The sequence below is a fragment of the Bradyrhizobium septentrionale genome, from assembly GCF_011516645.4.
Lineage (GTDB): Bacteria > Pseudomonadota > Alphaproteobacteria > Rhizobiales > Xanthobacteraceae > Bradyrhizobium > Bradyrhizobium septentrionale.
In genome coordinates this window covers 4,372,837-4,386,047 of sequence record NZ_CP088285.1, presented here as the reverse complement: position 1 = coordinate 4,386,047, position 13,211 = coordinate 4,372,837, and the positions used below count along the sequence as shown (strand labels likewise).

The following is a 13,211-nucleotide window of genomic DNA, read 5'->3' as shown; positions in this document are numbered from 1 at the left end:
GATCGCGCTTCCTGCGCTACAAGATGTAGCGCATGGCCCGAGGGACGCGCGACCAGCGCGCCCTTTTTTTGTGCCCAAAATCCAGTCCGCGAGAGCTGATGCCCAAAAGAACCGACATCTCCACCATCCTGATCATCGGCGCCGGTCCCATCGTGATCGGCCAGGCCTGCGAATTCGACTACTCCGGCACGCAGGCGGTGAAGGCTCTGAAGGAGGAGGGTTACCGCGTCGTCCTCGTCAATTCCAATCCGGCCACCATCATGACCGATCCGGAACTGGCGGACGCCACCTATATCGAACCGATCACGCCCGAAATCGTCGGCAAGATCATCGAAAAGGAACGCCACGTCATTCCCGGCGGCTTCGCGCTGCTGCCGACCATGGGCGGCCAGACCGCATTGAACTGTGCGCTGAGCCTGCGGCGCCAGGGCACGCTTGAAAAATTCGACGTCGAGATGATCGGCGCAACCGCCGATGCGATCGACAAGGCCGAGGACCGCCAGCTGTTCCGCGAGGCCATGACCAAGATCGGGCTGGAGACGCCAAAATCGCGGCTCGCCAACGCCTCGGCGCTGAAGAAGTCCTACCGCGACAAATACCACGCCGAGCGGGAGAAACTGTCCGGCGCGGCGCTGGAAGAACTCGAGCGACAGTGGACGCTTGGCGAGAACGACCGCCGCAAACGCTACCAGGAGCACGCGTTCGGCGAGGCGCTGATGGCGCTGTCGGAGATCGGTTTGCCCGCGATCATCCGGCCCTCTTTCACGATGGGCGGCACCGGCGGCGGCATTGCCTACAACAAGGAAGAGTTCCTCGACATCATCGAGCGCGGGCTCGACGCCTCGCCGACCAACGAGGTGCTGATCGAGGAAAGCGTGCTCGGCTGGAAAGAGTACGAGATGGAGGTGGTGCGCGATAAAAAGGACAATTGCATCATCATCTGCTCGATCGAGAATCTCGATCCGATGGGCGTGCATACCGGCGATTCCATCACCATCGCGCCGGCCCTGACGTTGACCGACAAGGAATACCAGGTCATGCGCGACGCCTCGCTGGCGGTGCTGCGCGAGATCGGGGTCGAGACCGGCGGTTCCAACGTGCAGTTTGGCATCAACCCCGTCGACGGCCGGATGGTCGTGATCGAGATGAATCCGCGCGTGTCGCGCTCGTCGGCGCTGGCTTCGAAAGCCACCGGCTTCCCGATCGCCAAGGTCGCGGCCAAGCTCGCGGTCGGCTACACGCTCGACGAAATCGCCAACGACATCACCGGCGGCGCCACCCCCGCGTCGTTCGAGCCGACCATCGATTACGTCGTCACAAAAATTCCGCGCTTTGCGTTCGAGAAATTCCCCGGCGCCTCCTCCACGCTGACCACCTCGATGAAGTCGGTCGGCGAGGTGATGGCGATCGGCCGCACCTTCCAGGAAAGCCTGCAGAAGGCCCTGCGCGGGCTCGAGACCGGCCTGACCGGCCTCGACGAAATCGAGATCGAGGGGCTCGGCCGCGGCGACGACAAGAACGCGATCCGCGCGGCGCTGGGCACGCCGACGCCGAACCGCATCCTGCAGGTCGCGCAGGCGATGCGGCTCGGCTGGACCGACGAGGAGATCTTCAACTCCTGCAAGATCGACCCCTGGTTCCTCGCGGAGATGCGCGCCATCGTCGAGATGGAGGACAAGGTCCGCCGCAACGGCCTGCCGGCGAACGCGTTCGCGATGCGGATGCTGAAGGCGATGGGCTTTTCCGATGCGCGGCTCGCCGTGCTCACGCAAAGCACCGAAGCCGACGTCACCGCCAAGCGCCACGCGCTCGGGGTGCGCCCGGTGTTCAAGCGCATCGACACCTGCGCGGCGGAGTTCGCTTCGCCGACCGCCTACATGTATTCGACCTATGAGCGGCCGTTCGCGGGCGAGCTTGCCGACGAGAGCGCGCCGTCGGACCGCAAGAAGGTGATCATTCTCGGCGGCGGGCCGAACCGCATCGGCCAGGGCATCGAGTTCGACTATTGCTGCTGCCACGCCTGCTTCGCGCTCGAGGACGCCGGCTACGAGACCATCATGGTCAACTGCAATCCGGAGACGGTGTCGACCGACTACGACACCGCCAATCGGCTCTATTTCGAGCCGCTCACCGGGGAAGACGTGCTGGAGATCATCGCGACCGAGCGCAAGAACGGCACGCTGCACGGCGTGATCGTGCAGTTCGGCGGCCAGACCCCGCTGAAGCTTGCCCGTGCGCTGGAAGCCGCCGAAGTGCCGATCCTCGGCACCTCGCCTGACGCGATCGACCTCGCCGAGGACCGCGACCGCTTCAAGCGCGTGCTCGACAAGCTGCGCCTCAAGCAGCCGAAGAATGGCATCGCCTATTCGGTCGAGCAGGCCCGCCTGGTGGCCGCCGATCTCGACCTGCCGCTGGTGGTGCGTCCGTCCTACGTGCTCGGCGGCCGCGCGATGCAGATCATCCGCGAGGAGACCCAGCTCAACGACTACCTGCTGGGAACGCTGCCTGAGCTGGTGCCCGCCGACGTCAAGGCGCGCTACCCGAACGACAAGACCGGGCAGATCAACACCGTGCTCGGCAAGAACCCGCTGCTGTTCGACCGCTATCTGTCGGACGCGACCGAAGTCGACGTCGACTGCCTCTCCGACGGCAAGGACACCTTCATCGTCGGCATCATGGAGCACATTGAGGAAGCCGGCATTCACTCCGGCGATTCCGCCTGCTCGCTGCCGCCGCATTCGCTCGATGCGAAGACCATCGAGGAGCTGGAGCGGCAGACCCGCGAGCTCGCGCTGGGCCTCGACGTAGTCGGCCTGATGAACGTGCAATACGCCATCAAGGACGGCGAGATCTACGTGCTCGAGGTCAACCCGCGCGCATCCCGCACGGTGCCGTTCGTCGCCAAGGTGATCGGCATGCCGGTCGCCAAGATCGCGGCGCGGATCATGGCCGGCGAAAAGCTCGCCGACTTCAAGCTGAAGAAGAAGGAGCTCGGCCATGTCGGCGTGAAGGAATCGGTGTTCCCGTTCGCGCGCTTCCCCGGCGTCGACACCGTGCTCGGACCGGAGATGCGCTCGACCGGCGAGGTGATGGGCATCGACCGCTCCTTCGAGGTCGCATTCGCAAAGAGCCAGCTCGGCGGCGGCACGCGCGTGCCGCGGCAGGGCACGGTGTTTGTTTCTGTGCGTGGCGACGACAAGATGCGGATCGCGGATGCGGTGCGGCTGCTGCACTCGCTCGGCTTCAAGGTGATGGCAACCTCGGGCACGCAGCGCTACCTCAGCGACAACGGCGTGCCGACGGAAAAGGTGAACAAGGTGCTCGAGGGCCGGCCGCACATCGTCGACGCCATCACCAATGGCGACGTCCAGCTGGTCTTCAATACCACCGAAGGTCCGCAGGCGCTGGCCGACAGCCGTTCGCTGCGGCGGGCTGCCCTCTTGCATAAAGTGCCATATTACACCACTCTTTCAGGCGCGGTGGCGGCCGCACGGGGGATCCGGGCCTATCGGGACGGGGACCTTGAGGTCCGCACGCTTCAGAGTTACTTTTCCGAAAGCTGACCGCTGCCCGGGCTGAAGGCTTGACGCGGTCAATTAGCCGAATGGCTGGAACTCACCGCGCGATTGGATGTTGTCACGGCCCTTAGCGGGGCCGAATATCACTGGGCTTCCGGGCGCGTTGGCGCCCTGATTCCTGCGTTAGCTGAACTGGATATTCGTGCACGCCGCCGGGTGCGCACGATGAAGGACCAAGATGATGGATAAGGTTCCGATGACCGCGGGTGGATACGCCGCGCTGACGGACGAGTTGAAGCATCGCCAATCGGTGGATCGTCCGCGCATCATCGAACACATCGCGGAGGCGCGCTCGCACGGCGATCTCTCCGAGAACGCCGAGTATCACGCCGCGAAGGAAGAGCAGTCGCACAACGAGGGCCGCATCGCCGAGCTCGAGGACAAGCTCGCGCGCGCCGACATCATCGACATTTCGAAACTGTCAGGCGACACCATCAAGTTCGGTGCGACCGTGACGCTGATCGATGAGGACACCGAGAAGAAAGCGGTGTGGCAACTCGTCGGCGAGGTCGAGGCCGACGCCAAGAAGGGCCGCATCTCCATCACCTCGCCGCTCGCGCGCGCGCTGATCGGCAAGAAGAAGGGCGCCACCGTCGAAGTAATGGCGCCGGGTGGCGCCAAGGCCTACGAGATCACCAAGGTCGAGTGGCGATAGTTACTCTCAAGTGACTGGTGCAAAAAGGCCGCGTATTGCACGCGGCTTTTTTTGTGCGCGCGTTTTTATGCCCGTCTGACAGCAATGTGAGTGGAGAGCCGGCGCGCGCCATACTAGGGAGGCCGCGACATGTTTATGAAGTATAATCATGTCGGGGACTGGAATTAGACTGATGATTGCGCCGCAATAGGTGTCGCTGCGCGTCACCCTGTCGCGCTCGCGGTTTCGATCACGCGAGGAATGATTCCAGATGCAAGGTGTTGACATCACACTCTGGTGGCGGACACCGTGCGCTTCCGCTTCGTGCCACGTTCCAGCGTGTCAAACAGGGGGTAAATGACAATGGACCAGATGTTCTCCAAATGGCAACCGACGGTGCTGAGCCTGTTCCGGTTCATCACCGGGCTGCTGCTGTTTCAGTACGGCGTCGCCAAGATCTTCAAGTTTCCCGTGGTCGCGTACTTCGCCAATATCCCGCCATTGATCCAGGCTGCGGGCTGGCTCGAACTGGTGCTCGGCGCGCTCTTGATGATCGGCCTGTTCTCGCGGCTGGTCGCGTTCATCCTGTCGGGCGAGATGGCGTTCGCCTACTTCCTCGGCCACATGTTCAAGAACCCGGCCGAGCCGCAGTTCCTGCCGCTGCTCAACAACGGCACCGCGGCGATCCTGTTCTGCTTCGCCTGCCTCTACCTCGCGACCTCGGGCCCGGGTCCGATCAGCGTCGACGCCGCGATGGGCAGGAAGTGACAACGCTGAGATCCGTCCCGCTCAGCCGGGACGGATTCTTCGCGGCGGCGCCATACGACCGACAGCGGCAATCCCGTCGAACAATGAAGGAATAAAGCCAAGAGAGCCTGAGGAGGCTGTCCAAGAGCGATGGGAGCAACCCGAGGAGCGTTGCAAGATCGGCAGGGCCCGATCTTCCAACCGGCCCAGACAGCGCCTGATCGTCCTTGGCGAGAAAGCTAACGATCGGAAGCGAGTTGCACCGTCTGGCGCCCGTCGTTCATGTCTCTCAACTGGTTTACGTAGTCCTCAGGCTTCTGCAAATGGAATGGCGTCTTCAAGCCCATGAAGCTGGCTATGCGACCAATAAAAGCCGTGCAATTGGTCGTTTCTGCGTTCCAGAGGGGTGAGGTCGCCTGAAGATGCTTGATATACGCAAAGACCTTCTTCGCGTCGGCCTCACTTAAGTACACGCGATAGCTGGCCAACAAATACTGCACGTCAAGGTCGCCGTAACTTGCCCCCGTCTCAGAGGGCACCCAGGTCAGATGTCCCAGCATATAAGGCAGAACGTCGCCCGCCGGGTGCAGCCCGGCGACGTCGACCATCTTCTGGCTTGTCTTGCCGTACCAAACGAACGCATGCCCGTAAGAGGCCGCGGTTCGGGCACGAAAGTCCACGTAATACGGCCCCTTGGCCGCAGACCTTCGAACCGGTTTCGCGTCTGCTCCAGAAACGGAAGCACCCGGTCCAGCAACGGCCGCCGCCACGACCGACCTTGACGACGGCTTGCGCGGCTTTTCCTGCTGTAGCGGGGCTTGATCCGTTTGCGCTGCCAATTGCTGCGCATGACTGATGCCGACCTCCAAAGTCACGGAAGCCGCAACGACACTGATTCCGGCAAGCAGCCGCAGGCCGATCTGTGTCCGCTTCGATTTTGGCACCTTCAGACCCTCACAAGGGCAAGACATCCCCCAGACAGCGCCGTCCGCAAAAACTGCAGGAATGCGCTGCCCGGGCGATCCTCGGATTAACCCTTGGTTACGATCGGGGCCGGAGCCTTGCCGACCGGGTACTTGCCGACCGGGGACTTGCCGACCGGGTACTTGCCGACCGGGTACTTGCCGACCGGGTACTTGCCGACCGGGTACTTGCCGATTGGCGCCTTACCAATCGGAGCCTGTACAGCGACCGGCTGCGGACGAGGGAGGTCGGCTGCACTGGCAGCAGCCACGAAACCAAATGTTGCAACTCCAGCAACCAGAAACTTCAGCATCGTCATCTCCGAGATGGAAGGCTTGAGTCTGAACACGATACCCTCTGACGGGTGCGGTGTAATTAACGCTGTGCCGAAGGTTGTGGTCGTGCGGTCGTTTCTTTGCCGGATGTGGCAAAATCGACACGGACGATTGCTTGGCCTCGGTATCTGAATGCAGATTCGGGCAAGATCCGACCTGGTACAGCCGGCTTAGAACAACCTCGGCATAATGCGCCCGGTCCGGGCCATATACTCCCGATACTCGTCGCCGAACGTTTCCAGCATCATCTGCTCTTCCCTGGCAACACGGCCGAAAAACAATGTCCCAAATCCGATCAATCCAGCGAAACCGGCTACCAAATTCGGCAACAGCAATGCCTGAGCGAAAGCCCAAAGCCAGAATGCGGAATACATGGGGTGCCGAATCTTTCGATAGATCCCGTCTGTGATCAGGCGATGGTTTTCCCGCACGTCGAGGCTTAACGACCAGTTTCGACCGAGAGCGCGATGGGTTAGCCGGAACATGACCAGCGCTGCGATCGCCACGACAACGCCCAGCCAGGCTTGAGCTGGCTGGAAGTCGTACGATGCGAAATGAGGTATGGCCGTTGCCACATAGATGAACGGCACAATGCCAAGACCCGTGAGCGATATCAGCAGCAGGGTGTTCTCGCGAGCACCGCGGACGCTCCGCACGACCTTTTCACGGCGAGCACGACGCGCGTATCGGTAGCGGATCAGATACCAACCAACCGCCATCATCACGAACACGAACTTGGCAATGCCAGGCGTCATCGTGGGCCAAGGGCTCGTTTCGCTGGCGCGCCATCCTTGCCGGCCATCGAAACGGCGCCGTCCTTAGCGAGCGTCTGAGATTTGACCGAAACAGATCTGCCGACCAACATGAAGCAATCATACAGGGCTTGCAGGTCGTTTCCACCGATAAGTTGACCGTGCGACAGGTAGAATCCAAGGCGGACGCGTTGCCGGGTTCGCTCTTTTGGCACGGTTGACCCAACGCGGTGGGCGGCAGTGATCGTGTCAGCTCTTTCTATCTCGCCTGCGGCGAAGCCACGATGGCTCTCCGGTCTATCATCGCCAACACGCGCGGGAGTAACCGCGACGCTATGAAAGCATGGCCGCCAGCCGTGAGATGGATGAAGTCGAAAGCGTAATACTGTGGAGGAATTTCTTCGTCATACACGATCACTTTGATGGCGCGATCACGCAATCGCCGCTCCATCGCCGCGATATTGGCCGCCCGCTGCTCTTTCGTAACAAGGAAACGCCTGTCATTGCCCCCGGGCTGCAGGATGACGATGTCGGTTCCCCTTGGCACGTCGCTATCAATGCGCTTGAGCATGCCGGCCGTGGTATCGAAGGGAACGCCGGCATTGATGACGTTCGCACTGACGCCCTTCTCTCTCAGCAGGACCTCTAACTTGGCTGGGTAAGCGCCCTGCTTCCCGACGTACCAGCCTTGCGTGTTGCTTGCGCCGACCGCCACGATATGAATCGGCTTTGTGAAGGCGGCGCACACGATCGCCAGGATACACATGGCTATGGCAATCGAGACTTTCCTGAACGTCATCACCAGTTGCCTCACCGGCTGAAGCCTAAAGAAAAATATACACCGACACCGGGCTTCAGCAGAGGTGCGACGTCCGGCCCCGCTCATTGCGTCGAACAGCGCCTTCAAACTGCCTTTTGGACGTCATGCTAGGAATTGGAGGAAGCTCCGGTTGCAGGCAAAACCAGGTTCGAAGGACTCTGGTGTTGCCGCGGGCGGGCGGATCCGATCGCCCTGATCTTTCGTATGACCATGCTATGCAACACCGCGCTTTTGTCGATGTTGAAGTGACTGACGTTTGCATCACGAACATAAAAGTTTGTAAGCTCGCCACGGAAGCCGGGGCCGCGGCTTATTCGGACGCCTTCATTCTTGTACAAATTCAGAACCCGCGCGACATTCGCCGTCGCCACGTGAGGCGATGTTCCGTCGAATGGCACAACCAAGGCGACCGGCACTCCCATTTGGCCAAGGTACTCCGCCATCGACATCACGGCATCCGCACCAAGAGAGTGCCCGACCAGTATGATAGGCCCACGCTGGCCCGCTCGATATTTTGCGACGATGTCGTCGGCAACGCTTTGCCACTGGGTGTGATTGGCGACAGCCGCGGCGATGCCAGCCGCTCGCAGCTGGGCGGCAAGGCCGTCCATGCCCAAGGAAAAGACGTTCAATAATCCGCGGAACAAATAGACGTGCGCCGTGGAAGAATGCAGTCGAGCGGGCGAACCGGTCGATCTCATTGCAACGGTTATTGCGGGACTCGCCTGAGCCGCGCCGTTCAAATGCAAGCTGCTCGCAAAAAGAACCGCCAAGACGGCGCATACCAGCGCCGCGCTGTAACGCAATCTCTCCATTTCTGGATTCCTCGCCAACCTCAAGTCCAGCGGCATTAGATCAGACTTTGGAATCGGACAATTAAGAACCATTGCTGGAAACGTGTTGCGGCACGCCAATTGGCTGGCTGTCACGGATTTGCCACACCGAAAGAAGCGATCAAGCGACGACCGTTCGTCGCCACCCGGCGGTCACTTGGCTATCATTCTGGAGCCGTCAGCCGCATTTTTTTCAGTCAAGGCCAATCTCCATGGGTGCACCAGGCAGATCGAGTGGTAAATTCGTAGGCTGAGATCCGCATGATCCATGTCAAGTTCACCTGGGATTTCAGGATCAGCGTCGTAAGATTTCCCAGTAAACTATCGATCCGTTTGCAGATTCGAGTTGCTGGATGATTCAACGACGGCACGTCTTCCACATTGGTGGTTACGATCCAATCACTCCAGAAGAGCAGGTTGAACGCTTGCGCCGCTCGCTGTCGAGCTTCGAAAAGATTTGGGGAGCTTCTTCACGGCTGTCGGAAATCTCGAACGCATCTGCAATCAATGCTTCATGCAACCTGGAAGCATGGGGACCGAACTGGAAAACCTGCATCACCTTCGAGATGCTCCGCTGGGACGATCTCATCCGGCGCGATTCCGGAGTCGGGCTGGTACCTCGGCTGGTTCAGTCCACGGTCGCGCTATTCGACTTCATCTTGACCGGAACAGTATTCAGATATGCGATCGCAAGCTGGAAATATGCTCTCTTCTTCCTCTTTCCATATTGCTGTTTGCTGTTGATTGCACTTTGCAGCGCTGGGCTATCCTATCTGGTGGTCAGGCCGATACCCGCTACATTCTGGGTAGAGCAGTTGCTGCTTGGCATTTTTCTATCACTTGCCATCTTCATCAGCGCGGTGCTCTGGATTGGACCCAAGCGTCGGATAAATCACATTCTCGACGACGCTATTTTTTCCCACCAGTTTCTTTACGGGCGAAGAAGCGAAGTTGATGAACGACTCAACGATTTTGCGGCCGTGATATCAAGAAAAGCTCGGGCCGCAGACGTTGATGAAATTCTGATTGTTGGCCATTCCCTCGGCGCTGCGCTCTCGATAGCGGCGGTCGCGCGCGCGCTAAACTTGGATCCTCTGCTTGAAACGCGAGGACCGAAGTTGTGCATTCTCACTATAGGCGCCACTATTCCCAAATTCTCGTTGCATCCGATGGGCCACCAAATACGGGAAGCGGCACAACTTGTAGCTGGAACGCCTGCCATCGGCTGGGTCGAATACCAGGCACGAGATGACGCAATCAGTTTCTATCGCTTCGACCCCGTCACGCTGAAACGTATCGGTCGAGACCATTCAGAAGGGCGCCCAAAGATTCGGCGCGTCCAAATACATTCAATGGTGGATCCGATCCGCTTCAGGCGTCATCGATTCAACTTTATGCAGATGCACTATCAGTTCTTGATGGGAAACGACCGGCGCTCGGTCTACGACTATTGCGTGATTACTTGCGGCCCGCTCGAGTTCAACGTCGCGACTTCACCGTCCGGGGCTGTTGAACTATTCGAGGCAAACGGTTCGATGATGACAGCCCGAAATTGAGTAGACTCTCCGCTCCAGCCAACGCATCGCCTCGAAATGACGCGCCACGGCGCTAACCCGCCGCCTTCAGTCCCAGCGGCACCGCCGCTTCGTACTTCGAGTTGTGCAGCACGAGCGACGTCCTGACGTTGCGCACATGCGGCGCGGCCGTCAGGTGCGTGACGAAATCCTGGAACGTCGCCATGTCGGGGGCGACGCATTTGAGGATGAAATCAACCTCGCCCGACAACATCCAGCATTCCCGCACCAACGGCTCGGCGCGCACGAAATTCTCGAAGGCGCGGAGATCGGCATCGGCCTGGCTCGACAGATGCACCGAGGCGAACACCGTGACGTCGTAGCCGAGGCGGCGCGGATCGAGCAGACCGCGATATCCCTGGATGTAGCCTTCCTCCTCCAGCGCCCGGACCCTGCGCAGGCAGGGCGGCGGCGAGATACCGACGCGTTTGGCCAGTTCCACATTGGTGATTCGGCCATCAGCCTGGATCTCGGCGAGGATTTTGAGGTCGATCTCGTCAAGGTTCTTCGACACGCGACTACAGTTCCCCTGGGGTTTGGAAGGCTTGGCAGGTCTGCCGGCAACTCTCATAGCGCAGCCAGCCCGCCTTGCGCAATTTTATTGCGCGTGCAGCGCACGATTTCGCGAATGTGACCTTCAGTTCCGGGGAAAAATCGCTGCCATGGATTGCAAATCTTGCATAGCTTCCCAGATATCCTAGACTTGGATTTGACACTTTTGGCGCCGCCGTGACCGTTTCCGGGGCGCTTCCCGCACAAGTCCTTGATCAAAATCCCCAAAAGAGAGGGATCTCACAATGCCCGCGCCTACCCATGCCAAGGTCGTCATCATCGGGTCCGGCCCCGCCGGTTACACCGCAGCGATCTACGCGGCGCGCGCGATGCTCGAACCGATCCTGATCCAGGGCATTCAGCCGGGCGGGCAGCTCGTCATCACCACCGACGTGGAAAACTATCCCGGCTTCGCCGATGTGATCCAGGGCCCCTGGCTGATGGAGCAGATGGAGAAGCAGGCAGCCCATGTCGGCACCAAGATCGTCACCGACCTCGTCACCAAGCTGGAGCTCGGCCAGCGGCCGTTCCGCCTGACCTGCGACTCCGGCGACGTCTATCTCGCCGAGACCGTCGTCCTCGCCACCGGCGCCCAGGCGCGCTGGCTCGGGCTTCCCTCGGAAGAGAAATTTCAGGGCGGCGGCGTGTCGGCCTGCGCGACCTGCGACGGCTTCTTCTACCGCGGCAAGGAGGTCGTGGTGGTGGGCGGCGGCAACACCGCGGTCGAGGAGGCGCTGTACCTGACCAACCACGCCTCGAAGGTCACCATCGTGCATCGCCGCAACCAGTTCCGCGCCGAGCGCATCCTGCAGGAGCGGCTGTTCAAGCATCCCAAGATCAAGGTGGTGTGGGACTCCGCGATCGATGAGATCTGCGGTTCGGAGAATCCGAGCAAGGTCACCCATGTGCGGCTGAAGAACGTCAAGACCGGCGCGCTGACCGACCTCAAGACCGACGGCGTCTTCGTCGCGATCGGCCATGCGCCGGCGACCGAGCTCGTCAAAGGCCAGATCAAGCTGAAATCGTCGGGCTATGTCGAGGTGGCGCCGAACTCCACGGCGACCTCGGTGCCCGGCCTGTTCGCCGCGGGCGACGTGGCGGACGAAACCTTCCGGCAGGCGGTCACCGCCGCCGGCCTCGGCTGCATGGCAGCGCTCGAGGCGGAACGCTTCCTGGCTCTTCGCGCGAGCGATCGCGCAGCGGCGGAATAATCATGGCACGATCTCGCGACGGATTTACAGATATGGATTGGGACAAGCTGAAGGTCTTTCACGCAGCGGCTGAGGCTGGCAGCTTCACGCATGCCGGCGAACAGCTCGGCCTGTCGCAATCGGCGGTCTCGCGCCAGGTCAGCGCGCTGGAGCAGGAGCTCTCGGTTTCGCTGTTTCACCGCCATGCCCGCGGCCTGATCCTCACCGAACAGGGCGACCTGTTGTTCCGCACCGCGCATGACGTGTTCATGCAGTTGCAGGCGGCCCGCGCCAAGCTCACCGACAGCCGCGAGCGGCCGAGCGGCGACCTCAAGATCACGACGCCGCCCGCGCTCGGCATCAACTGGCTGATCCCGCGGCTCGACGAGTTCGTTGCGCTCTACCCGGACATCCGGATTTCGCTGATCGTCACCGACGAGGATCTCGACCTGTCGATGCGCGAGGCTGATGTCGCGATCCGCACCCGCAAGCCGACCCAGCCGGACCTGATCCAGCGCAAGCTGTTCTCGATCGGCTTCCACGCCTATTGCTCGCCGGAATACATCAAGCGCTTCGGTACGCCGCGGACGCTGGATGATCTCGACTCGCACCGCATCATCATGCTCGGCGACTCGCAGGTGCCGCCGCATCTGCAGAACCGCAGCTGGCTGATCGATGCCGGCCGCAACGGCTCCGGTCCGCGCGAACCCTACTTCAAGGTCAACAACATCCTGGGCCTCGTGCGCGCCTGCCAGCAGGGCCTCGGCATCGCCGCGCTGCCGGACTATCTGGTCGAACAGAACAACCTCGTGCAGCTGTTCGGCGAGTCCGACTCGATCGCGCTCGACACCTACTTCGTCTATCCGGAAGAGCTGAAGACGGTGGCCCGTGTGCAGGTGTTCCGCGACTTCGTGGTCAGCAAGGCGCAGCGCTGGCCGTCCTGATTAAGCCGCCTTTATGGACTGGGTTATGGGCTTGCCGCGCTGCCCCAAGAGGCCCCTGAATCTCCGCATGACTGACATGCGACCTGGATAGTTGCTGCAAGGCGCCGATGGGGATCATATTGCTTACACGCTGAGCGGTCGCGTCGCGCATATGTCCCCCTCCTCCAGTGGCGCGGAAGTTCAGTAATCCCTCTTGGAAGGTGATTGTGTCGGCCTCACGTGGCCAATACCTTAAGCCGGGCTCTCTCGAGCCCGGCTTTTTTTCGTTTGCACGTCACGGGGACGTGCC

Annotated in this window: 12 protein-coding genes; 6 read left to right on the top strand and 6 right to left on the bottom strand. The window is 61.0% G+C overall.

What is annotated here, in order from left to right:
- Window positions 1-98 precede the first annotated feature (98 nt).
- The 3 genes from carB (at window position 99) to HAP48_RS22605 (ending at window position 4,980) form a co-directional block, all read left to right on the top strand.
- On the top strand, window positions 99-3,563 hold the full coding sequence (carB, locus tag HAP48_RS22615; RefSeq protein ID WP_166209728.1) for a carbamoyl-phosphate synthase large subunit: 3,465 nt from the start codon (window positions 99-101) through the stop codon (window positions 3,561-3,563).
- 196 nt (window positions 3,564-3,759) lie between these two features.
- Window positions 3,760-4,233, top strand: a complete 474-nt coding sequence (gene greA, locus HAP48_RS22610) for a transcription elongation factor GreA (RefSeq protein WP_156928677.1) — start codon at window positions 3,760-3,762, stop codon at window positions 4,231-4,233.
- A gap of 342 nt (window positions 4,234-4,575) precedes the next feature.
- Window positions 4,576-4,980, top strand: coding sequence for a DoxX family protein (locus tag HAP48_RS22605; RefSeq protein ID WP_166209731.1), 405 nt, complete (start codon window positions 4,576-4,578; stop codon window positions 4,978-4,980).
- A gap of 218 nt (window positions 4,981-5,198) precedes the next feature.
- On the opposite strand, the gene HAP48_RS22600 is transcribed toward HAP48_RS22605, so the two are convergent.
- The 5 genes from HAP48_RS22600 to HAP48_RS22580 form a co-directional block, all read right to left on the bottom strand.
- Window positions 5,199-5,903, bottom strand: coding sequence for a hypothetical protein (locus HAP48_RS22600; protein ID WP_224496545.1), 705 nt, complete (start codon window positions 5,901-5,903; stop codon window positions 5,199-5,201).
- Between the two features lie 86 nt (window positions 5,904-5,989).
- Window positions 5,990-6,235, bottom strand: coding sequence for a hypothetical protein (locus tag HAP48_RS22595; RefSeq protein WP_175612302.1), 246 nt, complete (start codon window positions 6,233-6,235; stop codon window positions 5,990-5,992).
- 192 nt (window positions 6,236-6,427) lie between these two features.
- The gene (locus tag HAP48_RS22590; protein WP_166209737.1) at window positions 6,428-7,012 is read right to left on the bottom strand and encodes a protein-S-isoprenylcysteine O-methyltransferase; all 585 of its coding nucleotides are present in this window, start codon (window positions 7,010-7,012) and stop codon (window positions 6,428-6,430) included.
- A gap of 256 nt (window positions 7,013-7,268) precedes the next feature.
- Window positions 7,269-7,808 carry an SGNH/GDSL hydrolase family protein gene (locus HAP48_RS22585; RefSeq protein ID WP_224496544.1) on the bottom strand — a complete coding sequence of 180 codons (540 nt, stop codon included), beginning with the start codon at window positions 7,806-7,808 and terminating at the stop codon, window positions 7,269-7,271.
- A gap of 128 nt (window positions 7,809-7,936) precedes the next feature.
- On the bottom strand, window positions 7,937-8,644 hold the full coding sequence (locus HAP48_RS22580) for a thioesterase domain-containing protein (protein ID WP_166209740.1): 708 nt from the start codon (window positions 8,642-8,644) through the stop codon (window positions 7,937-7,939).
- A gap of 371 nt (window positions 8,645-9,015) precedes the next feature.
- Between HAP48_RS22580 and HAP48_RS22575 the strand changes: the two genes are divergently transcribed.
- Window positions 9,016-10,218 carry an alpha/beta hydrolase gene (locus HAP48_RS22575; RefSeq protein WP_166209743.1) on the top strand — a complete coding sequence of 401 codons (1,203 nt, stop codon included), beginning with the start codon at window positions 9,016-9,018 and terminating at the stop codon, window positions 10,216-10,218.
- Between the two features lie 52 nt (window positions 10,219-10,270).
- Here the strand turns inward: HAP48_RS22575 and HAP48_RS22570 are convergent, their stop codons facing one another.
- Window positions 10,271-10,750 (bottom strand): Lrp/AsnC family transcriptional regulator, encoded by a 480-nt coding sequence (locus HAP48_RS22570; protein ID WP_029081984.1) that lies wholly within the window; start codon window positions 10,748-10,750, stop codon window positions 10,271-10,273.
- A gap of 283 nt (window positions 10,751-11,033) precedes the next feature.
- Here HAP48_RS22570 and trxB point away from each other — a divergent pair, with 283 nt between their 5' ends.
- Window positions 11,034-11,999 (top strand): thioredoxin-disulfide reductase, encoded by a 966-nt coding sequence (gene trxB / locus HAP48_RS22565; RefSeq protein WP_166209746.1) that lies wholly within the window; start codon window positions 11,034-11,036, stop codon window positions 11,997-11,999.
- A gap of 2 nt (window positions 12,000-12,001) precedes the next feature.
- Entirely contained in the window at window positions 12,002-12,922 is a 921-nt protein-coding gene (locus HAP48_RS22560) for a LysR family transcriptional regulator (RefSeq protein ID WP_029081982.1), read from the top strand.
- Window positions 12,923-13,211 lie beyond the last annotated feature (289 nt).

Coding starts and splice junctions, on each gene's coding strand:
- HAP48_RS22575 (WP_166209743.1), top strand. CDS start 9,016: ATGATTCAACGACGGCACGTCTTCCACATTGGTGGTTACGATCCAATC.
- HAP48_RS22595 (WP_175612302.1), bottom strand. CDS start 6,235: ATGCTGAAGTTTCTGGTTGCTGGAGTTGCAACATTTGGTTTCGTGGCT.
- carB (WP_166209728.1), top strand. CDS start 99: ATGCCCAAAAGAACCGACATCTCCACCATCCTGATCATCGGCGCCGGT.
- trxB (WP_166209746.1), top strand. CDS start 11,034: ATGCCCGCGCCTACCCATGCCAAGGTCGTCATCATCGGGTCCGGCCCC.
- HAP48_RS22560 (WP_029081982.1), top strand. CDS start 12,002: ATGGCACGATCTCGCGACGGATTTACAGATATGGATTGGGACAAGCTG.
- greA (WP_156928677.1), top strand. CDS start 3,760: ATGGATAAGGTTCCGATGACCGCGGGTGGATACGCCGCGCTGACGGAC.
- HAP48_RS22585 (WP_224496544.1), bottom strand. CDS start 7,808: ATGACGTTCAGGAAAGTCTCGATTGCCATAGCCATGTGTATCCTGGCG.
- HAP48_RS22605 (WP_166209731.1), top strand. CDS start 4,576: ATGGACCAGATGTTCTCCAAATGGCAACCGACGGTGCTGAGCCTGTTC.
- HAP48_RS22590 (WP_166209737.1), bottom strand. CDS start 7,012: ATGACGCCTGGCATTGCCAAGTTCGTGTTCGTGATGATGGCGGTTGGT.
- HAP48_RS22580 (WP_166209740.1), bottom strand. CDS start 8,644: ATGGAGAGATTGCGTTACAGCGCGGCGCTGGTATGCGCCGTCTTGGCG.